At 37.7% G+C, this 25,394-nt stretch carries 28 protein-coding genes; 13 read left to right on the forward strand and 15 right to left on the reverse strand.

What is annotated here, in order from left to right; all coding sequences use genetic code 11:
* The first annotated feature begins 2 nt into the window (after positions 1 to 2).
* The 3 genes from I6L31_RS02995 to gcvH all read left to right on the forward strand — a co-directional run bounded on the left by I6L31_RS02995 (position 3) and on the right by gcvH (position 2,021).
* Positions 3 to 443: a MaoC family dehydratase gene (locus tag I6L31_RS02995; protein WP_005004430.1), complete on the forward strand. Its 441-nt coding sequence runs from the start codon at positions 3 to 5 to the stop codon at positions 441 to 443.
* Between the two features lie 105 nt (positions 444 to 548).
* On the forward strand, positions 549 to 1,574 hold the full coding sequence (locus I6L31_RS03000) for an AraC family transcriptional regulator (RefSeq protein WP_005004432.1): 1,026 nt from the start codon (positions 549 to 551) through the stop codon (positions 1,572 to 1,574).
* A gap of 72 nt (positions 1,575 to 1,646) precedes the next feature.
* Complete coding sequence (gene gcvH, locus I6L31_RS03005) at positions 1,647 to 2,021, forward strand: glycine cleavage system protein GcvH (RefSeq protein WP_005004433.1); 375 nt, start codon at positions 1,647 to 1,649, stop codon at positions 2,019 to 2,021.
* Between the two features lie 49 nt (positions 2,022 to 2,070).
* Here gcvH and I6L31_RS03010 read toward each other — a convergent pair whose 3' ends face one another.
* Entirely contained in the window at positions 2,071 to 3,141 is a 1,071-nt protein-coding gene (locus I6L31_RS03010; RefSeq protein ID WP_005004436.1) for a 3-deoxy-7-phosphoheptulonate synthase, read from the reverse strand.
* A 588-nt stretch (positions 3,142 to 3,729) separates the two neighbouring features.
* Here I6L31_RS03010 and I6L31_RS03015 point away from each other — a divergent pair.
* Complete coding sequence (locus tag I6L31_RS03015) at positions 3,730 to 5,331, forward strand: ATP-binding cassette domain-containing protein (protein WP_005004444.1); 1,602 nt, start codon at positions 3,730 to 3,732, stop codon at positions 5,329 to 5,331.
* Positions 5,332 to 5,391: 60 nt separating this feature from the next.
* Here the strand turns inward: I6L31_RS03015 and I6L31_RS03020 are convergent, their stop codons facing one another.
* Positions 5,392 to 6,501 (reverse strand): S-(hydroxymethyl)glutathione dehydrogenase/class III alcohol dehydrogenase, encoded by a 1,110-nt coding sequence (locus I6L31_RS03020; protein ID WP_004987774.1) that lies wholly within the window; start codon positions 6,499 to 6,501, stop codon positions 5,392 to 5,394.
* A 19-nt stretch (positions 6,502 to 6,520) separates the two neighbouring features.
* Positions 6,521 to 6,796 carry a metal/formaldehyde-sensitive transcriptional repressor gene (locus tag I6L31_RS03025; protein ID WP_004987776.1) on the reverse strand — a complete coding sequence of 92 codons (276 nt, stop codon included), beginning with the start codon at positions 6,794 to 6,796 and terminating at the stop codon, positions 6,521 to 6,523.
* Positions 6,797 to 7,088: 292 nt separating this feature from the next.
* On the opposite strand from I6L31_RS03025, the gene I6L31_RS03030 reads away from it, so the two are divergent.
* Entirely contained in the window at positions 7,089 to 8,531 is a 1,443-nt protein-coding gene (locus I6L31_RS03030; protein ID WP_005004445.1) for a phospholipase D family protein, read from the forward strand.
* On the opposite strand, the gene I6L31_RS03035 is transcribed toward I6L31_RS03030, so the two are convergent.
* From I6L31_RS03035 to I6L31_RS03045, 3 genes are all read right to left on the reverse strand, one after another.
* Entirely contained in the window at positions 8,532 to 9,152 is a 621-nt protein-coding gene (locus tag I6L31_RS03035; RefSeq protein WP_005004447.1) for a class I SAM-dependent methyltransferase, read from the reverse strand. It abuts the gene before it with no gap.
* 22 nt (positions 9,153 to 9,174) lie between these two features.
* Positions 9,175 to 9,771, reverse strand: a complete 597-nt coding sequence (locus I6L31_RS03040) for a uracil-DNA glycosylase family protein (protein WP_005004448.1) — start codon at positions 9,769 to 9,771, stop codon at positions 9,175 to 9,177.
* 200 nt (positions 9,772 to 9,971) lie between these two features.
* Positions 9,972 to 10,175, reverse strand: a complete 204-nt coding sequence (locus I6L31_RS03045) for a hypothetical protein (protein WP_005004449.1) — start codon at positions 10,173 to 10,175, stop codon at positions 9,972 to 9,974.
* A gap of 277 nt (positions 10,176 to 10,452) precedes the next feature.
* On the opposite strand from I6L31_RS03045, the gene I6L31_RS03050 reads away from it, so the two are divergent.
* Positions 10,453 to 10,896, forward strand: coding sequence for a GNAT family N-acetyltransferase (locus I6L31_RS03050; RefSeq protein WP_005004451.1), 444 nt, complete (start codon positions 10,453 to 10,455; stop codon positions 10,894 to 10,896).
* 51 nt (positions 10,897 to 10,947) lie between these two features.
* Here I6L31_RS03050 and I6L31_RS03055 read toward each other — a convergent pair whose 3' ends face one another.
* Genes I6L31_RS03055 through I6L31_RS03070 form a run of 4 tightly spaced genes read right to left on the reverse strand, consistent with a single transcriptional unit; the run spans position 10,948 to position 14,790 of the window.
* Positions 10,948 to 11,691 carry an SDR family oxidoreductase gene (locus I6L31_RS03055; protein ID WP_005004453.1) on the reverse strand — a complete coding sequence of 248 codons (744 nt, stop codon included), beginning with the start codon at positions 11,689 to 11,691 and terminating at the stop codon, positions 10,948 to 10,950.
* A gap of 12 nt (positions 11,692 to 11,703) precedes the next feature.
* Complete coding sequence (locus I6L31_RS03060; RefSeq protein ID WP_005004454.1) at positions 11,704 to 12,402, reverse strand: histidine phosphatase family protein; 699 nt, start codon at positions 12,400 to 12,402, stop codon at positions 11,704 to 11,706.
* A complete protein-coding gene (locus tag I6L31_RS03065) occupies positions 12,399 to 13,520 on the reverse strand; it encodes a phosphotransferase family protein (RefSeq protein ID WP_005004455.1) in 1,122 nt (373 codons plus the stop codon). The genes I6L31_RS03060 and I6L31_RS03065 overlap by 4 nt, the downstream gene beginning before the upstream one ends.
* Before the next feature lie 28 nt (positions 13,521 to 13,548).
* Positions 13,549 to 14,790 carry an acyl-CoA dehydrogenase family protein gene (locus I6L31_RS03070; protein ID WP_005004456.1) on the reverse strand — a complete coding sequence of 414 codons (1,242 nt, stop codon included), beginning with the start codon at positions 14,788 to 14,790 and terminating at the stop codon, positions 13,549 to 13,551.
* 92 nt (positions 14,791 to 14,882) lie between these two features.
* Here I6L31_RS03070 and I6L31_RS03075 point away from each other — a divergent pair, with 92 nt between their 5' ends.
* Positions 14,883 to 15,812, forward strand: coding sequence for a LysR family transcriptional regulator (locus I6L31_RS03075; RefSeq protein WP_005004457.1), 930 nt, complete (start codon positions 14,883 to 14,885; stop codon positions 15,810 to 15,812).
* A 128-nt stretch (positions 15,813 to 15,940) separates the two neighbouring features.
* On the forward strand, positions 15,941 to 17,605 hold the full coding sequence (locus tag I6L31_RS03080; protein WP_004987811.1) for a phosphoethanolamine transferase: 1,665 nt from the start codon (positions 15,941 to 15,943) through the stop codon (positions 17,603 to 17,605).
* A gap of 55 nt (positions 17,606 to 17,660) precedes the next feature.
* Here I6L31_RS03080 and I6L31_RS03085 read toward each other — a convergent pair whose 3' ends face one another.
* The 4 genes from I6L31_RS03085 to galE all read right to left on the reverse strand — a co-directional run bounded on the left by I6L31_RS03085 (position 17,661) and on the right by galE (position 21,504).
* Positions 17,661 to 18,263, reverse strand: coding sequence for a nitroreductase family protein (locus tag I6L31_RS03085; RefSeq protein ID WP_005004467.1), 603 nt, complete (start codon positions 18,261 to 18,263; stop codon positions 17,661 to 17,663).
* A gap of 141 nt (positions 18,264 to 18,404) precedes the next feature.
* Positions 18,405 to 18,896 carry a hypothetical protein gene (locus I6L31_RS03090; RefSeq protein WP_004987815.1) on the reverse strand — a complete coding sequence of 164 codons (492 nt, stop codon included), beginning with the start codon at positions 18,894 to 18,896 and terminating at the stop codon, positions 18,405 to 18,407.
* A gap of 88 nt (positions 18,897 to 18,984) precedes the next feature.
* The gene (gene fumC / locus I6L31_RS03095) at positions 18,985 to 20,379 is read right to left on the reverse strand and encodes a class II fumarate hydratase (RefSeq protein WP_005004469.1); all 1,395 of its coding nucleotides are present in this window, start codon (positions 20,377 to 20,379) and stop codon (positions 18,985 to 18,987) included.
* Between the two features lie 117 nt (positions 20,380 to 20,496).
* Positions 20,497 to 21,504, reverse strand: a complete 1,008-nt coding sequence (gene galE, locus I6L31_RS03100; protein WP_005004471.1) for a UDP-glucose 4-epimerase GalE — start codon at positions 21,502 to 21,504, stop codon at positions 20,497 to 20,499.
* A gap of 73 nt (positions 21,505 to 21,577) precedes the next feature.
* Between galE and tusD the strand changes: the two genes are divergently transcribed.
* Genes tusD through I6L31_RS03120 form a run of 4 tightly spaced genes read left to right on the forward strand, consistent with a single transcriptional unit; the run spans position 21,578 to position 22,971 of the window.
* Positions 21,578 to 21,946, forward strand: coding sequence for a sulfurtransferase complex subunit TusD (gene tusD / locus I6L31_RS03105; RefSeq protein WP_004987820.1), 369 nt, complete (start codon positions 21,578 to 21,580; stop codon positions 21,944 to 21,946).
* Between the two features lie 45 nt (positions 21,947 to 21,991).
* On the forward strand, positions 21,992 to 22,342 hold the full coding sequence (locus tag I6L31_RS18630; protein ID WP_004998009.1) for a hypothetical protein: 351 nt from the start codon (positions 21,992 to 21,994) through the stop codon (positions 22,340 to 22,342).
* A gap of 12 nt (positions 22,343 to 22,354) precedes the next feature.
* Positions 22,355 to 22,636: a hypothetical protein gene (locus I6L31_RS03115; protein ID WP_005004472.1), complete on the forward strand. Its 282-nt coding sequence runs from the start codon at positions 22,355 to 22,357 to the stop codon at positions 22,634 to 22,636.
* A gap of 23 nt (positions 22,637 to 22,659) precedes the next feature.
* On the forward strand, positions 22,660 to 22,971 hold the full coding sequence (locus I6L31_RS03120) for a TusE/DsrC/DsvC family sulfur relay protein (protein ID WP_004987826.1): 312 nt from the start codon (positions 22,660 to 22,662) through the stop codon (positions 22,969 to 22,971).
* Between the two features lie 14 nt (positions 22,972 to 22,985).
* Here I6L31_RS03120 and I6L31_RS03125 read toward each other — a convergent pair whose 3' ends face one another.
* A complete protein-coding gene (locus I6L31_RS03125) occupies positions 22,986 to 23,867 on the reverse strand; it encodes a DMT family transporter (RefSeq protein WP_005004475.1) in 882 nt (293 codons plus the stop codon).
* Positions 23,868 to 24,004: 137 nt separating this feature from the next.
* Between I6L31_RS03125 and I6L31_RS03130 the strand changes: the two genes are divergently transcribed.
* Positions 24,005 to 25,384: an aminotransferase-like domain-containing protein gene (locus I6L31_RS03130; protein WP_005004477.1), complete on the forward strand. Its 1,380-nt coding sequence runs from the start codon at positions 24,005 to 24,007 to the stop codon at positions 25,382 to 25,384.
* Positions 25,385 to 25,394 lie beyond the last annotated feature (10 nt).

Below are 25,394 nucleotides of genomic sequence, written 5' to 3' on the forward strand. Positions count from 1 at the left end.
TAATGCTGTATCTGGAAGATTTAAACGTTGGGGATCGTTTCATTAGCCGTGAATATGAAATGACGCTTGAAGAAATTAAACAGTTTGCAGGTCAATATGATCCCCAACCTTTTCATCTAGACGAAGCAGAAGCAGAAAAAAGTTCGATATTTCAGGGATTAGCCGCCAGTGGTTGGCATACTGCGGCTGTCACCATGCGATTATGGACAGAATGCTTTTCTATTCAAGGAGGCTTAATTGGCTCAGAATCAAGTTTACGTTGGCCACGCCCTACACGTCCTGGTGATAAAATCCATGTTGAAGTTGAAATTACTGCAATTGTACCTTCAAAAACTAAAAATGATCGTGGTATTGTGAGCTATATCACACAAGCACTGAATCAGAATGGTGACGTATTACTGATCTCGACCACCAAAATTGTCGTTTTTAGGAAAAATGTATAAATGATAGGCATGAAATTTTGTCCAACAATTTCAGTATTTTTATTTTAAATTTCATGCCAAGATGTAACAGTTTAAACGAAGCACATGTAAAGCCACGGATAGCGAATGAAAATTAATTCAGCTCGTCAAGAACAAGGAATACCAGGCGTTTATGGCTTATTGCTATTAGATGTCGTGTCGCGTTGGGGATATAACGATCAAACCCTATTTGCTCCATTTCATTTAACCAGTGAGCAATTGGCCGATCCCGAATATCGGATTCCTATTCATGTTGCCAATGAATTGGTTAAACATGCTTTGCGTTTAACAGGTGAAACGACGTTGGGTTATCATCTTGGCAATCAGATGCGTATTTCCATTCATGGATTTATTGGTTATGCCATTATGACTGCGCATGACATTACCGATGCTTTGGCTTTAGCAACGCGTTTTATTCAATTACGCATGCCCTTTTTACAGCTTTACTTCTCGACTTTTGGGCCGAAAGCAACATTACAATTACAGTGTGATTTTGATCTTGAACCCTTGCGAACTGAAATTATTCTGGCATTGACCATTGGCATCATGAGCATGGCTAAAGCGTTGACGGGTAATGAAGAATTAACAGGTGAAGTAGATCTGGATTTTCAAAAACCTGAAGGTTTCGATAAATATTTGAATAAAATGAATATCGATATGCGTTTTGAACAACCGCATCTCATATCTAGTTTTGATAAGCAATATTTGGGATTAAAAATGGTGAATGCCGACCCGATTGCGAGTCAGATTGCGATTAATCAATGTGAATCTGAACTATCTGCCTTAGGTGAACGCCGTCGTTTGGCTATGCGCGTCCGCGATATTTTGACTCATTCTGAACAGCATTATTTAAGCATTGAAAGCGTTGCTGAACGTTTACATATGTCTGATCGGACTTTAAAACGTCAGCTTGCAGCCGAAGGAACTTCTTTCTCAACTTTGGTCGATGAAGTTCGGTATCGCCATGCAACCTCCCTACTTTCAAGAACAGATTATAGTCTTGAGCAAATTGCTGATGAACTAGGTTACTCAGATGTTGCCAATTTTAGTCGTGCTTTTAAACGCTGGAGTGGTCGTAGCCCTAGTAACTGGCGCAAAGACCCTTATTTATAAGCTTTTATTTTTATTTAAAAACCTGTATAACCACTTTCAAAATAAGCAAACTTTGGATGTTAAGGAGCTGCAATGAATCATCCTTCTGAATTGAAATATGCGAGTACGCATGAATGGGCAAAAATTGAGGGTGATCTTGTAGTCACTGGGATTAGTGATCATGCTCAGGATGCACTTGGTGATCTTGTCTATGTTGAAGTTCCTGAAGTTGGAAGTCATCTCACTGCGGGTGCTCAAGCGGGTGTGGTCGAATCGGTCAAAACCGCATCAGATATTCATGCACCTGTTTCTGGTACTGTGATTGAAATCAATACATCGCTTGAAGATGATCCTGATTTTATTAACGATGATCCTTATGGTAAAGGCTGGATTTATAAAATTAAACCAGACAATATCGCAGATGTAGAGCAACTTCTCTCCAATACTGAATACGAAGCTGGTCTGTAAGTAAAATCACCCATCTCCCACAATTATAAGGGAGATGGTTTTTCAGGATTTAAGCCGATTGACGTAATATGTTTTGACCCAGTTGATCAGCCATCTCTAACAATAAAGCTTCAGTTTTATCCCAACCCAAGCAACCATCTGTGACTGACTGGCCATAGGTCATATCGCATGAAATTTTTTGTTGACCATCGACCAAATGACTCTCTAACATAACACCACGAACGTTGCTAACAGTTCGCTCTGTAATGATTTGCTTTAATACTTCAGGTTGTTTCATTGGGTCTTTCGAACTGTTGCCATGGCTACAATCAATCACCAGTGCAGGTAATTCACCTTGGTATTTGCTGCTATAGTCGGCTTTAATCCGCTCGATCGAAGTGAGATCATAATTCGGGCCATGATTGGCACCACGTAAAATCAAATGTGCCAATGGATTACCTTTGCTTTGTAAAATTGCAGGTAAACCCTGCTGATTCATTCCCAAAAACTGATGTTGGTTTTCCGCCGATTGAATCGCATCAAGCGCAATCTGGATTGAACCATCTGTGCCATTTTTAAAACCAATTGCATACGGCATATGACTGGAAATTTCACGATGAATCTGTGATTCACTGGTACGCGCGCCAATTGCTCCCCAAGCCAAAAGATCATCAAAATAAGCTGTTGCCATAGGGCTTAGAATTTCACTGGCAATCGGTAAACCCATTTCAATGATCTGTAAATATAAAGCGCGTGATTTTTCCAAACCCAATTGCAAATCTGATGATCCATCAAGATTTGGATCATACAAAAAGCCTTTCCAACCGACTGTTGTGCGTGGTTTTTCAATATAAGCGCGCATGACCAGAAAAATTTGATCTTTAACCTGTTCTTGTAATTTGATCAATTTTTCTGCGTATTCTAATGCAGATACAGGGTCATGAATTGAACATGGACCAGCAATCACCATTAATCGTGAATCTTTGCCTGAAAGTATATTTTGGATGGTTTGACGACGTTCAGCAATTTGTTTGGCAAAAGTAGAAGATAGCGGATATGCCGCTTTTAATTCACATGGCAAGCTAAGCGAGATTTCTTTTGAAGTATTTTGTGCAATTAAAGTTTTATTGAGCGCATTCATTTGACTATTTCCTTTGGACTGACTCTATTTTCAGTCCGATCATTTATTTGAGCGATGTGGGTCTATTCAGTTGTAGGTTTTGACTAAAGTAAAACCAATAAACATTGCTAAAATATGAAGTCATCAAGTTATACACGGCACATCTCCAAAATAAAGGTATGAAATAGATATAAAAAAACCTGATCGGGGTTGCCGATCAGGTATTAACTTGAAGGGCAACTATTTTGCTGCCCGAATGCGTTCAGGCAACTATTTAAATTGCCAAAAGTAATAATAAGCGTTGTTGATCATAGGTTGTTTTAACATTGCTATTTCAGTTAAATAAAACATATCTTGATGCCAAACATACTCTGTGTTTGGGAAATTGACAAGTGTTTTTCATAATTTATTTATTGACGAATAAATATACAAAGCATTAAGATGAGCATTCCCCCTTTTTGCTCAATCGAGTTTCTGCCAATGAAGTAAGTCCTATTTTTATCAATTTCACTTTCTTGTAATTGATGTACAAAATAGACTTCTACTTTGTTGTTTTACCTATTTTTATTTACTTTCTATTTTGTACATCCTGTTGTATGAGGAGGTCTTATGACCCAACAGGCGTGTATTATTCAGCAGCTTAGCTTAGACATTCATTCCAAAAATATTTTTGATCAACTTCACTTTAATCTTCCCATACAGCAATGCACCGGTCTCATTGGTCGTAATGGTCAAGGTAAATCACTCTTAATGCAGTGTTTGGCGCAAGTTTCTAAATTCAGCTTTATTGGACAGATTCATTGGCAATGTCCTGTCGCATATCTATCTCAATTCAACCGACTAAGGGGTAATACCATTGCTCAAGTATTGGATATTCAAAATTTAGTTGATGCTTTTAAACGGATCGAAAATAGTTCAGCTTCATTTCAGGATTACGATCTGGTCGAAGATAAATGGCACTTACCTTACGAATGGCAACAGCAATTAGAACAGGCAGGATTACCCCTTGATCTTAACTTTTCTGTACATTTATTGAGTGAAGGACAGAAAACCAAACTGGCTCTATGTCGCTTATTTGCCTTAAAGGATCATTATCTTTTATTGGATGAGCCCAGTAATCATCTGGATTGTGTCAGTAGAAAATGGTTAATTTCATGTTTAAAAGCGCATACCATGGGATCTTTAATTATTAGTCATGATCGTTTGTTATTAGATGAAATGCAGCATATCTTGGAATTTAATGAGTTTGGTATTTCCCATTTCTCTGGAAACTACACCCATTATGCGAAACAATCAGCTTTACAACGTCACGCTCTTGAACAGGATATTGAGCAAGAAAAACGTCAACTCAAGCAACAGGTTGTACAACAACATCAAATATTGATGAAGAATCAAAAAAGACAGGCTAGCGCAAACAAAAAGCGCAAAACAGGATCACAAGCGAAAGTCATTTTGGATTTTAAACGAGAGCAGGCAACTCAACAATCAGGTCAACTTATTCGACAACAACAGTGTCAGTTACATCAGGAACAGTTATCGCTTTGCAATAAAAAACAGCGACTAGAAACAGTTAAATCGCAGCAATTTGAATTTTCATCTGCTGTTCAAAAATCAGGTGAAATTTTGAGATTAGCAAACACGCCTCATCCCTATTTACAAAATGCTCACTTCAATTTTTCTTTACAGTCCAAAGAAAAAATTCATTTGGTAGGTGAAAATGGAAGTGGAAAATCTACTTTGCTTAGAATTTTATCTAGAGATTCTTCAAATGAAAATCATGATTCTTTAAGTTTAAGTCGTAGCTTGTATCTAGATCAAAACTTTAGCTTTTTAGATCAACGGCTGTCAGCACTTGAGAATTTAATGGATTTAAACCCAGATCAAACAGCAGAGTTTTGGAGAAATTTGCTGGGGCAATTACGATTGCGTGGAGATAAAGTATTACACCCATTATCCGAATTGAGTGGTGGTGAACAATTAAAAGTCGCTTTAATTGCCATGGCTCATCCATTAAATTCAATTGATCTTTTACTATTGGATGAACCAGAAAACCATCTTGATATAGAGTCCAGAGAACTGCTGGCAAAATCAATTCAAAGTTTTAATGGCGCAATTATATTAGTATCTCATGATGATTATTTTGTAAAACAATGTGGAATCATCCATGAGGTCAAGATTGCAGCTCTTTTAAATGAACGAAGAGCGTCGTGACGACGCTCTTGTTTATTTGCATTTGTTATTTTGGTTCAGATTAGAAATACACAAGCTTGGTTAATAATGAATCACACTACGGATTGACTTACCTTCATGCATCAAATCAAAAGCAAGGTTGATTTCATCAAGTGGCATGGTATGGGTCACAAATGGTTCAAGTTGAATTTCACCTTTCATCGCATCTTCGACCATTTTTGGAAGCTGGCTACGTCCTTTTACACCACCAAAAGCTGTTCCCATCCACTTACGACCTGTGACCAACTGAAATGGACGTGTTGAGATTTCTTGACCTGCGCCCGCGACACCAATAATCACAGATTGACCCCAACCACGATGCGCACATTCAAGTGCTGAACGCATCACATTGACATTGCCAATACATTCAAAGGAGTGATCGACTCCCCAACCTGTCATTTCTACAATCACTTGCTGAATAGGTTTGTCATAATCTTTCGGATTAAGAAAATCTGTTGCACCAAATTGTTTCGCCAGTTCAAACTTGTCTGGATTCATATCGATTACGATGATGCGACCTGCTTTTGCCTGACGTGCACCTTGTACCACCGCCAGTCCAATCCCCCCTAGACCAAATACTGCAACGCTGTCACCTTCCTGCACTTTAGCAGTATTGTGCACTGCACCAATTCCTGTGGTGACACCACATCCAAGTAAGCAAACTTGTTCATGATTCGCTTCAGGATTAATTTTTGCCAAAGAAACTTCGGCAACCACTGTATATTCACTGAAGGTTGAACATCCCATATAGTGATAAATGGGCTCGCCATTATAAGAAAAACGTGTCGTACCATCTGGCATAACACCTTTACCTTGTGTAGCACGAACAGCAACACATAGGTTCGTTTTGCCTGACTTACAAAATAAACACTCGCCGCATTCAGCTGTATAAAGTGGAATCACATGATCGCCGGGTTTGACACTGGTAACGCCCTCACCGACTTCAACCACAACACCAGCACCTTCATGCCCTAATATGGCAGGAAATACACCTTCAGGATCATCACCCGATAAAGTAAATGCATCGGTATGACAAACTCCTGTATGACTGATTTTGATCAGGACTTCACCTGCCTTGGGTGGAGCGACATCCACTTCTACAATCTGTAAGGGTTGACCTGGACCAAATGCAACAGCAGCACGTGATTTCATGCTTTCTCTCCTTTTGTATTTACTTTAAATAAGATTTCAGAATTTTGGTAATCTCAGCTAATTCTTCATAACGCTGTTGTTCTGTCGTCTCTCCCTCAACTAGAGTGTCTTTGAAATGGATTTCCAGCACTTCATTCATTAGACCATTCATCGCACCACGTGTTGCACAAATTTGTTGAAGAATTGCGTTACATGAAGTGTCATTTTCGAGTGCACGTTCAATGGCCTGAACTTGACCCTGAATTTTGCGAAGGCGAAGTATAATTTTCTTTTTGTCTTCAATTTGCTTAGGCATAAGCCCTCTCTTTTGCATCTTTTTATACTATACCCCAGTATAGTATATCTATTAATTCAAACAATAAAGCAAATGGACAATAAAATTTTAGATATAACTATTAAATGACTACAAAAAAACAACTAAATATCTGATCTTACATGTGAAATATCAATATCATATAGATATATCCTCACCATCTGAAAATAGCGTTTTTCTAAAATAGAAAACCAAATAACAGGAGACAAATGTTTGTAATAAAAATTTATGACGGATTGAATATGATAAGAAATATTTTGAGAGATACAGACTTATGAACTTTGACTGGTTAAATGATCAAGATGCGGTAAAAAAAATAGAACAAGGTTTAACCGCTTATGTCGCTTTAGATGATGCTTTTGTTAGTATTGCATCACGAATTTTTTTGATTCGGAACGCCAAGCGAACTCTCGATTTACAATATTATATATGGAATAACGATTTTATTGGTCAGCTCATGTTGAATGAGTTATACAAGGCAGCAAACCGAGGGATTAAGATTCGGTTACTGATCGATGATCAAAACGGAAATGGACTCGATCCTATTTTACGGGCACTTTCAGACAACCCAGCTTTTGAAATTCGCCTATTTAATCCTTACAAATTCAGAAAGTTACGTGTACTAGATTACTTATTTAGAGCAAAAGCAATTAATCATCGAATGCACAATAAACTGATCATTGCTGATGATTGTATTGCTGTCACAGGCGGGCGTAATATTAGTGGCGAATATTTTGAAGCTGGTAACGAATTTCAATTTTTTGATCTGGATATTCTTTTTTATGGAACTGCTGTCACTCATGCGGTCGATGTATTTCAAAACTTCTGGAATTTCTCGTTAAGTCTACCTATTCGACATTTTGTCGGGGCTACAAAATCGAATGATGAATCAAAACTAAAACAGCTTTTTAAGCAATTCAATGAAATTGATACGCCAGTTGAAAAGAAAATTTATGAAGCTCAAAGTGAATTAGATAATATATTAAAAAATTATTCATTACGATGGAAGAAAGCTTATTTCGTTGCAGATGTTCCACAGAAAATTTTAGGTGAATCGAGACAGGATGAATTAATTTATCATCAAATTGCTCAGCTTATGGGCTACCCTTCAAATCATCTAGAATTGGTTTCTGCTTATTTTGTACCCACTCGCTCAGGTACAGCTTTTTTAAGTAAGCAAAGTCGACAAGGCATAAAAATACGCATTTTAACCAATTCATTCATTGCAAATGATGTTGCCATTGTCCATGCTTTCTATAGTAAATATCGTCAAGCTTTACTGGAAAGTGGCGTCAAACTTTACGAGTTAAAATCCATTATTCCGAGAAAAAAACCAACATGGTATGAAAAACTAACTGGTCGAGTCATACCTGCTAAAGGAAAAAGTAATTCGAGCTTACACGCAAAATTTTTTGATATCGAAGGCAAAGTGTTTATCGGTTCATTCAACTTTGATCCTCGTTCTGCGCATATCAATACTGAAGTTGGATTGGTTGTTGAATCTGAAGAACTTCAACAAAATATTACTGATGATCTTGACAAATTTTTGCCATTAACATGCTATGAGTTGAGTCTGGATCAACAAGGCAATGTGATCTGGACAGAATATCTTGAGAATGGTGAAACTATAAAATACGCTCATGACCCTAAAACCACAAAATTTCAACGTCTTGTAATGAAATTTATGGCTTGCTTACCTATTGAATGGATGATGTGATTAGACTTTACATTCAAATAGGCATAAGCCCTGTATTTCTAATTGAATATCAATGGAAATAAAGCCTGCCTGTTTTAAGACTGATAAATGTTCAGTTTTAGACATATACAGCTCATTATTTTGCATCGCATCTTCAGCAAAAAGATGATCACAGACAAAATAAGTTGCTTTCGGTTTGAGTAAACTGATTACTGCCTTATGGAAGTCTAATGCATGGCTTTTATGTCTTAATTCATGTAAAGCCTGATGAATAATAATATAGTCAAATTGGTCTAGGCTCTTTTGCCAGTTGGCTTGCTTGAAATCACCCAATAAGTAAGTCGTTCGTTGATATTCATCTGGGCTAAGCTTTTGCAAAGCTAGCGTATGCATGACTTCTGAAAAATCAAAGGCTGTATATTGAATATTAGGCAAACGTTCTAACAAATACTTGCCTAAAAATCCTGGCCCTGATCCTAACTCTAAAATGTGTAACTGAGCATCAGTGCCTTGCGCAATTTTTTGTGCATAATAATCAAAAAAATCATAACGCCACGGTCGCTTAAGATTTGCCGTTAACTCCCACTGTTTTGCGTCCTGATATTTTTTTAAATCTATTGGACTTGGAACATCGATATTCATATTTTTTCTCTTTGATTTTTCTTTAAATTAAACCAATATTTTCAAAGAGTACACGATAAGCTTCTGCTTTTTTTTCGAGCGCTAAAGGATAAGCTCTGGACGATGACGGCATACGATATAAATCAAGCCACCGACTTACAAAATAAGTTTGAGTAGATTGCCCTATCTGGGGCTTTTCGGTATTTTCAGGTAAAGACAGCATCAATGTATCCGTGGCTTTATCACCCGTCGTCATCAGCGTATTGCACTGAGGAATTTGCTCAAGTAAATCCTGTAAATTGGTCGGTGTCACAATCTGTAAAAACTTATCAGAAGCATTGCCTTTTAAGCGTTGAACTTGAACAGCAGTATCAAAAATGGCAATCCCCTTTTCAATTAAAAAATCATGGATTTGCTGCTGCTTAAAATTTTTATTTTCGAGATCTAAAAAATAGTTCTTATCATCGAAGAACAAATAACCAAAAATCCGCCACATGTCGTTTTGATAATTTGGATAATAAAAATCCATTTTCCAGCGTTCTTTTGGAGGTGGAAAGCTACCTAACATCAGTAGTTTTGCATTGCTTGGTAAAAATGGTTGAAGTGGATGTGACTCTATTTCGAACTCAAAGTTATTCATACTATCTTTTTAGGGCGCTTAAATAAATTTTTAGATATTTTGCCTTGTAATGATCATCAAAGTAAATTTTTAAAGACTTGAATTTTATTATTTTGCATAATTATATGATTTACATAAACTAACTCTAATTGAAAATATACAACAATATAAAAAGCCCATTGTAAAATGGGCTCTTGAAAATAATTTGAGTAAATAAAGAATTAGTTAACTAATTCAGGGTTTAATTCATCATCTTTAGCAAGTAAAACCGAGAAGACAATTGGCACACCCAAAATTAGAGGAACAACAATGATCCACAAATCAATTGTAAGTTTTGCAGGAAATAAAAAGTGAATCCCTAGAGCAAATACGATAAGTACTGCCACCAAAATCCCCATGAAACGCGTCGCAAATTTTAAAAGCATGTTTTAAATCTCTTGTGGTTAAAATTATGTTTAAATTATAGGCTTTATTTGTGGAAAATCCTATTTGTTCAAGAAATACAATCAATAAATTTACAAAATATAAAGTTTATTTTCAAAACATCTTAAAAATAAAAAATTGGCAATTTAAAATTTGTGCAATGAATGCGTTAAGAAAAATTTGAATATTGTTGAAATGCTTGCTTTGATACAAGGATGGTTATTTTAAGTGAAATCCAAAACTTAAATCACAACAAAAGATACTTATTGAGAGAAGATAATGAACATACGTCCAGTAACAAAAAATGATTTCAATGAATGGCTTCAGCTATGGAAAGGTTATCAGGTATTTTACAAGGCGACGATCATTGATGAGATAACCAAAACCACGTTTGACAGATTTCAGGATGCGCAAGAACCTGTATATTGTTTAGTTATAGAAAATGAAGAAAAACAATTGGTTGGATTGGTACATTATATTTTTCATCGTAGCACATGGACCATTGAAAATTATTGTTATTTACAGGACTTGTTTGTTGATCCCAAACATCGAGCGTCTGGTTTAGGGCGCAAGCTGATTGAAGCCGTTTATACAGAGGCCGAAAGAAATCATTGTTCGCGTGTTTATTGGCTGACACAAGAAAATAACGAACAGGCGCGGATGTTATACGATCGTATTGCAGATCAAACTGGTTTTATTCAATACCGAAAATTATTCAAATAATCTAAAAAAACAGGAGATAGCATAAAATTTAATGCTATCTCCTAGATATTTCTAGCCTAGTTTATTGACCAGTCTTAATGGCAATACTTTCATGGCAATCCCCATTGGCAGCCACGGCCATTGCGGGACATAAGCTTTCACGGGTTCTTTTTCAATGGCTTTAACCAAAAGACGTGATCCTGTTTTTTCATCGACTTCAAATGGCAAATGTTTAGCGCCTTCATTTAACTCGGTACGAATATATCCGGGGAAAATGGTAGAAACTTTGATCGGTGTATCAATCAATTCAGCACGGATACCTTCAGCCAAGTGAGCCACTGCTGCCTTACTGGCTGCATAAGTTGAAAGGTGTTTCGGCAAGCCGCGCATCGCGCTCATGGATGAAATCACCACCAAATGCCCTGATTTTTGTTCACGGAAAATTTCAACAGCAGCTTCACACTGCGCCAGTGCTGAAATAAAATTGGTTTCAGCGGTCGCTCGATTAATTTCAAAGTTGCCTTTACCAATCCGCCGACCATTGCCCACACCTGCATTGACAATAATTCGATCTAATTGACCAAATTCCTGTTTAAAAGCTTTAAAAACTTCAAATACCTGATCGTAATCTGTGACATCTAAAATTTTTGCAATCACTTTGATGCCATATTCGCTTTGCAGTTCCGTTTGAAGTTCCTGTAAACGCTCTAAACGTCGGGCACAGATCGCAAGATTATAGCCTTTCTTTGCAAATTCTCGTGCCATGCCTGCTCCAAGTCCAGAGCTTGCTCCCGTGATTAAAATCGTTTTTGCCATGATAAAATCCTTTTATATCCATGTCAGCAGATCTGGGTTAACTGCTTTAATAAAATGATGTTCGTTTAAACTTAGGAGTTGTGGCTGATTTCCAACCAATCTCAAGGTCGTTAAACTGGTATTGGCAATCGCCCAATTTAATGCAAAAGTATGATTGATACTCAACTCCATGATTTTTCCAACAGCGACAGAAATGACTCCGCCTGAAGTAAAAACGACAGCGTATCTGGGTTTCGTTTGCGCAAGCTCATCACATAATTTTTGCAATGCTGTTTCTACACGCTGCTTAAAATCTGGCCAAGACTCATCATATTCATGATGAAATTCACCGTCTGTCCAACGGGTAATTGCGCCTTCAAAGATTTTAGCTAAATACGCACGTGGGTTAGCTTCTTTGGCTACATCAGCCTTGAGTAATTCGGGTTGCTTAAAGCGCGGTTCATACTGCGCAAACACTTGTTGATGATTAAATTCATTCCAACCCGCATCGGTATGGATGGTTGTTTCTGGAAAACTTTCTTTGAGTGCGCCTTGTGCCGTTTGCAAATGACGTTGCATCGTACCCGCAACAACGTATGGCTGCTCTTTTAAAATATCTTTAAAATAACGACCTAGTAAGGTGGCTTGAGCTTCGCCATTTTGAGATAGTTCATCATAATTGCTTTTACCAAAAGAAGCCTGACCATGACGTACTAAATAGATGGTGGTCATTTTTTTAACACCCTTTGCACTTTATCTAAATATTTCTGGGCAATTTCTGAATCTTGTATTTTTTGCTGTGCAATCAACTTTAAGGCACGAATATGCAAAGCATGAATCACGATCCAAAAATCTTTAAATGCAGGATTTCGAGTTTGCTTATGGAAGTAACGATAATAAATTTGCTGTGCAATCACGGCTAATCTAAATACACCAAATACTTCATAAAAGGTCCAGTTTTCAGTACTTAAACCTGTTTTTTGTAGATAATAGTCGACCACTTGCTTACGAGTAAACATGCCTTTTAGATTGGTCGGTTGTCGGCGAGTCGATTTAAAAATCATATTATCGCTATCTTCGACCCAATACGCCAAAGCACTGCCCAAATCCATCAGCGGATCACCCAGTGTTGCCATTTCCCAATCGAGTACCCCAATCACCTGAGTTGGCTGTTCAGGATTAAGAATCACATTATCAAAGCGCCAGTCATTGTGAATAATACAAGTGGTTGAATCTTGAGGAATGTGATCAAACAACCACTTTCTTACATAATGAAAAGAAGGCACATTGATGGTTTTCGCTTTTTCATAGCGTTTATCCCAGCCTTCAACTTGTCTACGACAATATCCTTCACCTTTACCAATTTCAGCAAGTGGCGTGTTTTGATAAGGCACTTGATGTAATTCAATTAATTTATCTAATACGTTAATACATAACGCATGCACATCCTGCTCAGAAAAGTTTAACTCAGGTGGCAGTTTCGCACGGGGAATAATCCCTTCGATACGTTTCATCACATAGAAATCACAGCCAATGACAGACTCGTCCTGACAAAGAGCAATCATTTCAGGGACAACGGGATAAGACTGCGCTAAGTTTTTTTGTACCAAATATTCACGCGCCATATCATGGGCTGACTTGGCTTTAGTTCCTACAGGTGGTCGGCGTAAAATCAGATCTAGATTGTCATATTGCAAACGATAGGTCCAATTCGAAGCGCCTCCGGTATATTGAGTAACTTTAGCTTCGCCAGCCAATACAATGCTTTGTTGTTTAAGCCAGTTTTCAACGGCCAAAACATTCAGCTCCTCACCCTCTCGAACCTGACCGCCAATATCAATGATCGACATATATCTTCCTTTAATATTAAATCTAACTTTATGCTTTTTTTCTCGTGCTATAACCACGTTTTACCAATTCAAGTTTAGCAATCATGCCTTTATGTACTTCATCAGGGCCATCTGCTAAACGCAAGCTACGTGCCTGAGCAAAGAATCCAGTCAAAGGTGTATCTTTGGAAACTCCTGCACCGCCATGCAGTTGCATTGCCATATCGACGACTTTTTCAAGCACACTTGGTGCAACCACTTTAATTGCTGAAATTTCAGTCAATGCCGCCATATTTCCCAATGTATCCATTTTATAGGCAGCATATAAAGTTAATAGTCGTGCTTGATCAATTGCAACACGAGCTTCTGCGACCCGCTCTAGATTACCACCCAGTTTTAATAATTCTTTGCCAAAAGCTTTACGTGACATACCGCGGTCGATCATCAATTCTAGTGATTTTTCCGCTGCGCCAATACAACGCATACAGTGATGGATACGTCCTGGTCCTAAACGGCCTTGCGCAATTTCAAAGCCTTGCCCAGCCCCACCAATAAAATTTTCAACAGGCACACGTACATTATCAAAACTAATTTCGCCGTGGCCATGTGGTGCGTCATAATCACCAAATACAGGTAGCATCCGCTCGATTGTAACGCCTTTGGTATCGACTGGAACCAGTACCATGGAATGCTGATGGTGGCGATCTTTATTTTCATCAGGCGTATGCGCCATAAAAATAATGATTTTGGCATTTGGATCACCTAAACCTGATGACCACCATTTACGACCATTTAAAACAATTTCATCGCCATCAACCACCGCAGTCGCTTGCATATTGGTCGCATCACTAGAAGCAACCGCTGGCTCAGTCATACAAAAGACTGAACGAATTTTTCCTGCGAGTAAAGGCATTAACCATTGCTGTTTTTGTTGCTCAGAACCGTAACGCCATAAAACTTCCATATTGCCACTATCTGGCGCATTGCAGTTGAATACCGTAGGTGCAAGCAAACTACGTCCTGAAAGCTCTGCAATATGGGCATACTCCTGTACAGATAAACCTGCACCAAGTTCAGGGTCAGGTAGAAACATATTCCATAAACCCGCTTGCTTGGCTTTATCTTTTAATGTTTCAAGCTGTGCAGGCCACGTCCAATTTTTCCAGTTCCCGTCTGGATTAAGAGTATGCACTTCATGCCAAAAATCAGCTTCAATGGGCTCAATTTCATTTTCAATAAAGTTTTTTGTTTTTGAAATAAAATCCTGTGCACGTTCGGATAGCTCAAACATGATGATTCCTTAAAATGAGTGTGTTATTTCGCTTTACTTGAACATACGCTCAAATTTATTATGCATGAAATGATTTTATTGAATATCAAACTATGAATCCCATTCATAACTCTAATCCTCACAATTCTTTTTTAGATCTTGGGTTATTTCATCGCATTGATATCAATTTATATCCACTGTTTGTTGCAATTTTTGAACAAAAAAGTATTTCTCATGCAGCATCGAGTCTATCTGTTAGCCAATCAGCGGCAAGCCATGCATTACAACGCCTGAGATTACAATTAAACGATGAAATTTTTGTGCGTCATGGCAATAAAATGCTACCGACGCCTTTTGCTGAGCGGGTTTACCCTGTTATTAAGGCTGCGTTACTTTCAATTCAAAGTATTAGTCAACAAAAACAAAATTTTGACCCAAGTCTCATCAAAACTCTTAAAATAGCGATTCATGACGAAATTGAACCCTTAATTTTTCCCAAATTAATTGATCATTTTCAACGTATTGCTCCAGACATTCAGTTCAGTAGTATTAAACTGAATCGAAAAACCATACAAAATGATCTTTCGACCCAACAACTAGATTTTGTAATTGACCTTGAAAATAATCTCGCGCAACACATTGGGTTTCAGCGCTTAGTTACAGACCGTTATGTGATTTGTACCCAACAACTTGAAGTGACTAAACAATCGTATCAGTCTGCGCTGCATATCGGGGTTTCGTCGAGACGTACAGGCGTATTACTTGAAGATGTCTATTTGAGTCAAAATAATATTTCGAGACACATCTTTTTACGTTGCCAGCATTATTCCACGGCTTTACAAATTCTTGAGCAAAATCCATTGGCTATGTTGACCTTGCCTAAGACTCTTTTGGAGCATTTGTTTTATGCAAAAAACTTGAATATTCATGAATTGCCTTTTCATTTTCCACTGATAAATATTGGAATGTTTTTTAATTATGATTTGCAGGAAAATTTAAGATATCAGTTCTTAAAACAAGAGATTATCAATTTATTTGCTTAGGCTATTTGATGTTATCTCGTTTTAATTTGAACGCTATTTATCGTGCTATATCCATTTTGATCGAGTTAAATTAAGATAATTTTAAGATGTATTTCCTAAATTGCATGATTCACATTTGGTGCTGATTTATGTTGCATTTTCCTCACCGAATTAAAGCGTCTCTCCCCAAAATCTCACTTGCCTGCTTTAATTTAATCATAGCCTTATGGTTGGCACTCGCTTTAAATTTTCGTTTTTACCAACAGGTTCATTCTTTCTCAGGCTTTACTAGCTGGTTTGCTTTTGTGTGGCTAGGCATCGTAGCCGTCTGTTTGAGCGCTTATTACAACCTTTATCTTCAGTTTTTTGGCTGGAAATGGACAGCAAAACCCATTGCTATTGTGTTGATTTTATTAGGTGGACTCAGTGCTTATTTTAGTAATGAATTAGGAGCTTATATCTCTCCTGAACAAATTCAAAATGTCATGCAGACAGATTTGGCTGAAACCAAACAACTGATGACCCTTCCTTTCTCGCTCTGGAGTATAGGAATGGTTATTTTACCGATTTTAGTCGTTTGTTTGATACCTATTGAATACCCTTCTTTAAAAAAGAATCTAATTCAAAAATCATCTTATGTTATTGTTTCTTTTATCATATTATTGGTTTTAGTATTAAGTAACTATTTAAATTTTACTAATATTTTTCGGCAACATAAAGATATTCGCCAGTTAATTTCCCCTGATAATATTTTGACTTCAAGTTATAAATATTTTCATCATTTACATAAAAAAAACTTACCTTTGGTTAGATTTGGTGAAGATGCAAAAATCATTGTATCGCAAACTGAAACGTTAAAACCCAAATTAATGGTTTTAGTGGTCGGTGAAGCCGCACGTGCAGAAAGTTTTTCACTCAATGGTTATACGCGTAATACCACTCCCCAATTAGCACAAATAGAAAATCTACTTAATTTTAGTCAGGTAACTTCCTGTGGTACAGCTACAGCAGTGTCCGTCCCCTGCATGTTTTCAGGCATGACTAAAGAACAATATGATGCAAATCTAGCGGTTCATCGTGAAGGTTTACTCGATATCGCGCAACGTGCAGGCTATAAAGTCACTTGGATTGATAATGATTCTGGTTGTAAAGGTGCTTGTGATCGAGTTAATAACATTAAAATTAGTAAAAAACTCAAGAAGCAATATTGTCGCGGTGATGGTTTTTGTCTGGATGATGTCTTACTCATAAGCTTACAACGCTACTTGGCATCCATCCCACATCAGGATAGAACCCCACAGTTGATCGTGTTGCATCAGCGTGGTAGTCATGGCCCTGCTTATTATAACCGTACCACGCCTGAGTTTTCTCCATTTCAGCCGACTTGTAAAACCAGTGCCATTCAAACTTGTGATCGCCAGATGCTCATCAATAGTTACGATAATACCATCGTTTATACTGACCATATTTTAAGTAAAATGATTCAAAGTCTTGATAAAAACAAACATTATCAGACAGCGCTCTGGTATTTATCCGATCATGGGGAATCGACTGGTGAAAATGGGATTTATCTGCATGGTACGGTTTACGCGCTTGCGCCATCACAGCAAACACATATTCCAATGTTGATGTGGTTTTCAAATGATTGGAAATCTACACAAAATAATCAGGTTGAATGCCTAAAGTCTCAGAAAAATCATAACTTAAGTCAGGATAATTTGTTCCCAACCCTTCTGTCATTACTGGATATCAAAACCAGTGTAATGGATTTTAAATTTAATATGCTGGATCAGTGTCAGGTCTTTCAGGACTAACTTATAAATTATGAACCGAATTTAGATAATTCTAAATTCGGTTCACTAAAAGTTTTTATTTAAATACTTTGAAACGTGCTGCATCATCAATATATGATTTTTCACCTGCTGGCGCTTCGATCGAACCAAATACCAATTGAGCGCGAAGTTTCCAACTGCTTGGAACTTCCCATTCCGCATGTACTTTATCATCTACTATCGGATTGTAGTGCTGCAAAGAAGCCCCAACATTCTCAGCAGCCAAAGCAGTCCACACTGCGAGTTGTGCCATTGCCGTTGAATGTTCAGACCAAACTGGAAAATTATCTGCATACAATGCAAACTGCTCTTGTAAGCCTTTGATTACGTCTTGATCCTCAAAAAATAAAACTGTGCCAACGCCCGCAGCAAAGCTATCCATTTTTGCATCAGTTTTAGCTGCGGCTGCATCATCAGTTGCATATTCACGTAATTTTTCTTTGACAAAATTCCAAAATTTTTCGTGTTCATCATTTAATAAAATAACAGCGCGCGATGATTGGGAATTAAAAGATGATGGGCTTTGACGAATTGCTTCCTGAATTAAATCAGTCAGTTGTTTTGTTGTTTGAGAGAGATTTTTACCAATCGCGTAAATCGTACGACGATTTTGCAATAAAGGAAGAAAAGTATTTGACATTGTATATTTTCCTGATGAGATACAACAAAATTTTAAGAAAGTGAAAACCGTGTTTCACTTTCTTTATAGCACTTTTTGTACCATTTCGTCGTATTATTTCATTAGAAAAAATTCAATAATGCTTTGATTTATTAATAATAATTAAAATTTACTAAATAAAACCTGTTCAGAAACTTCATTTTTCCAAAGTTGGCGCAATGTAGGTAAATAAAAGCTTTCACCGATTTCAATCAGTTCTGCATCCAGCAAACTATGTACCTCATGAATAAAAATGTAGTCAAGATCAACCAATGAAAGCTGGGCTTGTTTTATAGAGACTTGTTTACGTCTAATCTGTGCTTTTTTAACCAGTTGATTGGCAAATTCTTTATCTTTAAATGCAGTAATAGCATTTAAACGTAGCTCGATAATGCCCCATGCTTCCAACAACTTTTTAAAAGTTTCAAAATCTGTCGAAGTCGATTCCCATGTGACATCTTCCAGATTATTATCTTCAGGTAAAACAGGTAACAATAATTCTGCGGTACTTGGAAAGATTTTTTTGAGATTAATGAGGAATTTAACAGGTTGTTCACTTGGATAGTCATTAAATTGAATATGTTTTTGAACATCTGTTAAATAGACATCGATCATAGTAAATTTCATCAGCAGTTAATATCAAGAGGCATATATTGTACGCACATCGAGACCAGATACAAACTGCTGATGTGTTTATTTCAACTTATTTCGCGTTAGGAAATACCATTTGTTCAGGTTTCACGACATCGTCAAACTGCTCCGCAGTCACTAAACCTAACTCTACAGCAACCTGTTTCAGGGTTTTATTTTCCTTATAAGCAGTTTTAGCCACTTTTGCAGAATTTTCATAACCAATAACAGGATTTAATGCGGTAACCAGCATCAAAGAGTTATGTAAGAAATAATCAATTTTTTCTTTATTTGGCTCAATGCCGACTGCGCAATGCTCATTGAAACTATTACATGCATCGCCCAATAGTTGAATCGACTGTAATAAGTTAAATGCAATCACAGGCATAAACACATTCAGTTCAAAGTTACCTGATGCACCTGCGACATTGATAGTGGTATCGTTACCTAATACTTGCGCCACCACCATGGTCATGGCTTCACTTTGAGTAGGATTGACCTTACCTGGCATGATACTTGAACCAGGCTCATTTTCAGGAATGCGAATTTCACCAAAACCACAACGCGGGCCACTGGCTAACCAGCGAATATCGTTAGCAATTTTATTTAAGCTTGCAGCCAGAGTTTTTAATGCCCCTGATGCAAATACAGCAGCATCACGACCCGCCAGAGCTTCAAACTTATTCGGAGCAGTCACAAACGGCAGACCAGTCAAATTCGCTAATTGCGCAGCAGCTTTAACCGCATAATCAGGATGCGCATTTAAGCCTGTACCTACAGCTGTACCACCGAGTGGTAATTCATATAAACCTTCAAGCGCCTGCTGTAGTCGTTTTAAGCCATGATCCAACTGAGAAACATAACCACTAAATTCCTGCCCCAAAGTCAAAGGCGTGGCATCCTGTAAGTGAGTACGACCAATTTTTACGATATCAGCAAATTCATCTGATTTCTTTTGGAGTGTCTCTCTTAAACTTTTTACTGCTGGAATCAACTGTTCATTGATTTGCAGAGAAGCTGCCACATGAATTGCTGTTGGAAATGAATCATTGGTCGATTGCGCACGATTGACATGATCATTCGGATGGACAGGTGACTGAGAACCCAGTGCATTTCCCAATTTTTGATTGGCAATATTGGCAATCACTTCATTACAGTTCATATTACTTTGCGTACCAGAACCTGTCTGCCAAACCACTAAGGGAAATTGAGAATCCCACTGCCCTGAAATCACCTCTTCAGCAGCGCCTACAATATATTGACTCAAATCTTGAGGAAGTTGTCCTAATTCTGCATTGGTAATTGCGGCTGCTTTTTTGACTAAGCCCATTGCACGAATCATCGCGCGTGGTAATCGTTCCTGACCAATTTTAAAGTTTTGCAAACTACGTTGCGTCTGGGCACCCCAAAGTGCATCATTTGGGACTTCAACGTCACCCATGGTGTCATGTTCAATTCGAGTTTGCATAAAAACCTCTTTCATGTTGTTTAAGACAAAACGGGCTGGAGCAATTACGTTTACATTGCTTGGCTAGTGGTAAGATACTAATCAACCTGTGCATTTTTGTAAATAAGAATCATTTTCTTATTGGCCTTTTAATGTATTTTGATAAAACCGCCATTCATCTTCAATCATTTTTTCCAAATTGCGTTTTGGTTTCCAGTTGAGTATTTGTTCTGCTTTTGAAATATCAACACCTAACTGTGCAAGTTCGTCATAAGTATATGAAGCGTCATGCGTTTCGATCGGAGCATGGGTGACTTCACTGATCACCTTAATTAAGGCTTCAATTGAAGTCAGATGTTCATGACCAATATTGAAACTTTCACAACAATGATCCTGATGATTTAACCAATATAAACTTGCAAATACTGCTTCACAAACATCCAATACATGAATAAAACTTCGCTCTACCGTTTTGTCCTGTGTCTCAACATTTTTATATAGTTCCAAAGAATCTCGCTGCATGGCAGCCACTTGCAATGCCAAAGGCACAATATTCTTCGGTAATGGTGCTACATTTTCACCCAGAACCCCATGTTCAAATGCACCAACCACATTGCTTAGACGGAGTATGGCAACTTTCCATTCATTATCCGTCTTGATGGTGTCCCGAATGATTTCCTCAATCATTTGCTGCGACTTGATATAAGGATTATCGTAACTGAAATTAAAAAATTCATCTTCAGTTAATGCTGTTCCACTTTTGCCGTAGACTGCGGCACTTGAAAGATGAACAAATCTGCGTACACCCGTACGTTGCATCGAACGCAGCAAACTCATAATACAACTAACATTATCATTATAATATTCAAGCGGTTTCAATTTGGACTCTTCCAAAGATTTAAAACCCGCAGTATGAATCACAGCATCTATCGAATATTGCTCAAACACTTTGTTTAGTGCAGGTGTATTTCGTACATCCACTTTTACAAAGGGGACATACAATCCTGAAATATATTCCAGCCGTTCTAATGTTTGTAAGGATGCATTGGCCAGATTATCGACTAAAATAACCTCTTGACCTTGTGCCATCAGACTCAAAGCAATATGTGAACCGAGAAAGCCTAAACCACCTGTCACCAAAATCATTGTATACTTACCTACTTATTACGATGTGTATGACTCAATTCCTGACCAGACTCATGACCAAAGTGAAATTTCAATGAGTACATTACTGTTAATTACTTCTGCTCCTACATCTATTCATGCATGGCATGCTTTTGAATTAGCTCAAGCACTCCACACAAAAGGTGAAACACTTCATGTTTTCTTTTACCAAGATGCTGTGCAAGTTGCAAACAGTTTGCAATGGTTTCCCGATGATCAACGCCATTTAACCCATGAATGGCAAAAACTATCGATTCGTTTGCCCGTTTGTGTAAGCGCCGCACTGAACCGCGGGATTACAGATCAAGAAAATGCGAAACGGCATCAATTATCTAACTCCAACCTCGCACAGGGTTTTGAATTGGTTGGACTTGGTGAACTTGCTGATGCCTTACAATCATCTGCACGTATTGTTCAATTTTAAACACGTTTTGTATTGTTAGAGTGTTGCTTTTAAAAGGTATATTGTGTGAAAACTGTACTCGTAATTTTAACACAGGCAAACTTAGGTGCTTTACAGATTAATGAAAGCCTATCGGCGACGATGGTTTTAGCGACATTTGGCAGCCCAGTAAAAGTACTTTTACAAGATGCTGCTTTAAGTCTTTTAAATTCAAATGTTGTATTTGATCAACTCAAACATGCTTTTAAACCCGCTTCCAATATGGTTGAAAGTTTTGAATTTTATGATCTTAGTCCCATTTTGATTGAGTCCAGATTGCAGAATCATCCGTTAGTTAGGGAAAGCCAACAGGACATTGAATTTATTGAATTTAATGCAGAGTTTATTCAATCTTTTAACTATGTTTTGTATTGGTAAGGAAATGGCACAATGAATCGTACACTCTATTTAATTCAATCTTCTGCCACTACAACACACAGTATTTTAGCCAAACTTAAGCAGATATACAGTCCACATGACCATGTTGTTTTTTTAGGTGAATCTGTTGCCATTTTAAATCAAACAGATATAGAACATTTTTCTTCATGTTATTGCCTAGAGACTGAACAAGTATTGTTAAATCCTGATTTAGTTTCCAATTTGACTATATTAGACTATCCGCAATTTGCGGATTTAGTTTTACAGTTTCAACGTTGTATTTCTCTTAAATAATTGATTTTTGCTTAGGCTATTTTATGCAGTTAGAACTTGATCAAGATGGACATCTGCTCGATTATACCATTTGGAATAATCAAGTTGCCCAACAACTCGCGAGCTCTTTGGATTTAGAATTAACAGATTGGCATTTTCAGGTTTTACACGCTGTACGCCAGTTTTATCAACAGTTTGGGCATTCCCCTGCCACTCGTCCTTTGATTAAATACTTAATGAAAACGGTTGGCCCTGAAATTGATAATGCCATGCTGCAACAACGATTTCATACAGGTTTGGTTGCCCGCCATCTAAGTCGCTTGGCGGGTATTCCTAAACCTGCAAATTGTTTATAACTTGCTAGCTCTGTTCAGGCAAACTTTTTGGCAAATGCCACACAAACAATGATGCCAAGCGTAATGATAAGCATGATCCAACTGATAGATTCATGTAATAACAATGCCGCTAACCCCAGTCCAAATAAAGGTTGTAACAGTTGTAATTGACCCACGGTTGCGATCCCACCATGAGCCAAACCATAATACCAAAAGAAAAATCCGATGAGCATACTAAATAGCGATACATAAAGTAATGAAAACAGCGCTGAAAAAGAAAGATGATTAAGGGTTTCGGCTGAATAACTCAAAATCATAATGATGAACATGACGGGTAAAGCAATCGCCAAAGCCCAACAGATCACCTGCCAACCGCCTATTTTTCGAGATAACTTTGCTCCTTCTGCATACCCTAATCCACAGAGAATAATTGCTACAAACATAAATAAAATACCAAGCAACTGGTTAGAGTGATATTCAGAGTTTGGCGTAGCTTGCAAAAAGATATAAAGGAGTACCAATGTACTTCCCAATAATGAAAAAACCCAAAAAATAGCTTTGGGTTTTTCGCCACCGCGAATCACAGCAAAAATTGCGGTACTTAAAGGCAATAATCCCACAAAAACGATTGAGTAGGATGCGTTGATATATTGCAAGGCCAGTGCAGTGAATAATGGAAAACCAATCACCACACCTAAAGTCACGTACACGAGTCCGATACGATCCTGTCGATCGGGTCGGTTGACCTTGAGACATTTTAATAAAATGACAGCAATCACACCCGCAATCACAGCACGACTGCCTGTTAAGAACCACGGATTCATATCCATAACAGCAATACGGGTCGCAGGCAATGAGCCAGAAAAAATAATAACGCCAACTAAACCACTGCACCAAGCCAAAACTTGCGGATTCATATCCCAATTACTCTTATTTTCATGACTGTATTTATAATTCTGTGTTATGTTTTTGCATAGAGACAATCCAATACAATTTTAAGTAACTGTATTGGATAAAATTCCAGTACAGGCAAAATGTAATAGTGTAATAAGCCATGACCAAAATTGAACAGGTAATTGATTACATTGACGCACAATTAAAAAGTCGTCGCTTGACACCCGGTATGCGTTTACCATCAGTCAGAACTTTAGCCAAACAGCTTCATTATTCAGTATCAACGATTGTTGAAGCTTATGAACGTATGGCATCCATGGGCATTATTGAATCTCGGGCGGGTGCTGGTTTTTATGTCTGTACTCCACTTGAACCGCTTATTCTTTCAAATATTGAACCTGTTCGAGAAAAAAATCTGGATCCGATATGGATCTCGCGTCGGCTACTGGAAGCTCCACCTAACTTGATAAAATTGGGATGTGGTTGGTTACCTAACGACTGGATGCCCCATGAAAGTTTACGCAAAGCCATTCGGGATGCATCTAAAAGCCCAATCTATGAGCTTGTAAATTATTCCTCACCTTTAGGTCTATTAGGATTACGTGAATTATTGGCAAGGCGCTTATATAGCAAAGGTATTGAAGTTACACCTGATCAAGTTTTATTAACCGATTCTGGTTCATATTCGATCGATTTGATTTGTCGATTTTTATTAAAGCCAGATGATGTGGTATTGGTTGATGACCCATGTTATTTTAATTTTCGGGCTTTACTCAAAGTCCATCAGGTTAAAATTATTGGTATTCCCTATACACCTCAAGGCCCTGATCTAGAGGCCTTTAAACAGGCGATTGAGCAACATCATCCGCGCCTTTATATCACTAACTCGGGTATTCACAACCCAACTGGTGCCACTCTATCTCAACCGACTGCACATAAACTGGTTTCTTTAATTGAACAAGCCAATATGATTGTGATTGAAGATGATATATTTTCGGATTTTGAAACAGCACATTCTCCACGGTTTAGTGCTTTAGATGGTCTTAAACACAGTATCTATATTGGCAGTTTTTCTAAAACGTTATCAGCTTCAGTACGTTGTGGCTATATAGTGGCAAAAGCGGAATGGATTGATCATTTAGTTGATTTAAAAGTTGCCACCAGTTTCAGTCATAGTCATTTCTCAGCACAAATTTTATATAAAGCGTTAACAGATGGTGGTTATCGTAAACATATGGAACAACTCAAAATTAAGTTATCAGAATCCATGCGAATCACCATCGAAATGCTTGAGAAACTAGAAATAAAGCCATGGGTCATACCTAAAGCAGGTATTTTTCTCTGGTGTGAATTACCTGCTGACGTTGATATAAAAAAAATGGCTGATGATTGCAATGAAAATGGTGTGATACTGGCTTTAGGAAGCTCATTTAGTCAATCAGATCGATTCCAGCAATTTTTAAGATTTAATGTTGCACAGTGCATGCACCCAGATATATTTGCTATTTTAGAAAAAGCGATGAACAATGCCCGCTCTTAACCAGTCTGAT

Origin of the sequence: Acinetobacter septicus, from assembly GCF_019355975.1 — a bacterium.
GTDB classification, from domain to species: domain Bacteria; phylum Pseudomonadota; class Gammaproteobacteria; order Pseudomonadales; family Moraxellaceae; genus Acinetobacter; species Acinetobacter ursingii.

Coding starts and splice junctions, on each gene's coding strand:
- I6L31_RS03070 (WP_005004456.1), bottom strand. CDS start 14,790: ATGTTTGAGCTATCCGAACGTGCACAGGATTTTATTTCAAAAACAAAA.
- I6L31_RS03085 (WP_005004467.1), bottom strand. CDS start 18,263: ATGTCAAATACTTTTCTTCCTTTATTGCAAAATCGTCGTACGATTTAC.
- I6L31_RS02995 (WP_005004430.1), top strand. CDS start 3: ATGCTGTATCTGGAAGATTTAAACGTTGGGGATCGTTTCATTAGCCGT.
- fumC (WP_005004469.1), bottom strand. CDS start 20,379: ATGCAAACTCGAATTGAACATGACACCATGGGTGACGTTGAAGTCCCA.
- I6L31_RS03035 (WP_005004447.1), bottom strand. CDS start 9,152: ATGAATATCGATGTTCCAAGTCCAATAGATTTAAAAAAATATCAGGAC.
- I6L31_RS03115 (WP_005004472.1), top strand. CDS start 22,355: ATGAATCGTACACTCTATTTAATTCAATCTTCTGCCACTACAACACAC.
- gcvH (WP_005004433.1), top strand. CDS start 1,647: ATGAATCATCCTTCTGAATTGAAATATGCGAGTACGCATGAATGGGCA.
- I6L31_RS03125 (WP_005004475.1), bottom strand. CDS start 23,867: ATGAATCCGCAAGTTTTGGCTTGGTGCAGTGGTTTAGTTGGCGTTATT.
- galE (WP_005004471.1), bottom strand. CDS start 21,504: ATGATTTTGGTGACAGGTGGTTTAGGCTTTCTCGGTTCACATATTGCT.
- I6L31_RS03060 (WP_005004454.1), bottom strand. CDS start 12,402: ATGACCACCATCTATTTAGTACGTCATGGTCAGGCTTCTTTTGGTAAA.
- I6L31_RS03130 (WP_005004477.1), top strand. CDS start 24,005: ATGACCAAAATTGAACAGGTAATTGATTACATTGACGCACAATTAAAA.
- I6L31_RS03075 (WP_005004457.1), top strand. CDS start 14,883: ATGAATCCCATTCATAACTCTAATCCTCACAATTCTTTTTTAGATCTT.
- I6L31_RS03040 (WP_005004448.1), bottom strand. CDS start 9,771: ATGAATAACTTTGAGTTCGAAATAGAGTCACATCCACTTCAACCATTT.
- I6L31_RS03050 (WP_005004451.1), top strand. CDS start 10,453: ATGAACATACGTCCAGTAACAAAAAATGATTTCAATGAATGGCTTCAG.
- I6L31_RS03025 (WP_004987776.1), bottom strand. CDS start 6,796: ATGCCTAAGCAAATTGAAGACAAAAAGAAAATTATACTTCGCCTTCGC.
- I6L31_RS03020 (WP_004987774.1), bottom strand. CDS start 6,501: ATGAAATCACGTGCTGCTGTTGCATTTGGTCCAGGTCAACCCTTACAG.
- I6L31_RS03000 (WP_005004432.1), top strand. CDS start 549: ATGAAAATTAATTCAGCTCGTCAAGAACAAGGAATACCAGGCGTTTAT.
- I6L31_RS03045 (WP_005004449.1), bottom strand. CDS start 10,175: ATGCTTTTAAAATTTGCGACGCGTTTCATGGGGATTTTGGTGGCAGTA.
- tusD (WP_004987820.1), top strand. CDS start 21,578: ATGAGTACATTACTGTTAATTACTTCTGCTCCTACATCTATTCATGCA.
- I6L31_RS03010 (WP_005004436.1), bottom strand. CDS start 3,141: ATGAATGCGCTCAATAAAACTTTAATTGCACAAAATACTTCAAAAGAA.
- I6L31_RS03015 (WP_005004444.1), top strand. CDS start 3,730: ATGACCCAACAGGCGTGTATTATTCAGCAGCTTAGCTTAGACATTCAT.
- I6L31_RS03090 (WP_004987815.1), bottom strand. CDS start 18,896: ATGATCGATGTCTATTTAACAGATGTTCAAAAACATATTCAATTTAAT.
- I6L31_RS03065 (WP_005004455.1), bottom strand. CDS start 13,520: ATGTCGATCATTGATATTGGCGGTCAGGTTCGAGAGGGTGAGGAGCTG.
- I6L31_RS03120 (WP_004987826.1), top strand. CDS start 22,660: ATGCAGTTAGAACTTGATCAAGATGGACATCTGCTCGATTATACCATT.
- I6L31_RS03080 (WP_004987811.1), top strand. CDS start 15,941: ATGTTGCATTTTCCTCACCGAATTAAAGCGTCTCTCCCCAAAATCTCA.
- I6L31_RS03055 (WP_005004453.1), bottom strand. CDS start 11,691: ATGGCAAAAACGATTTTAATCACGGGAGCAAGCTCTGGACTTGGAGCA.
- I6L31_RS03030 (WP_005004445.1), top strand. CDS start 7,089: ATGAACTTTGACTGGTTAAATGATCAAGATGCGGTAAAAAAAATAGAA.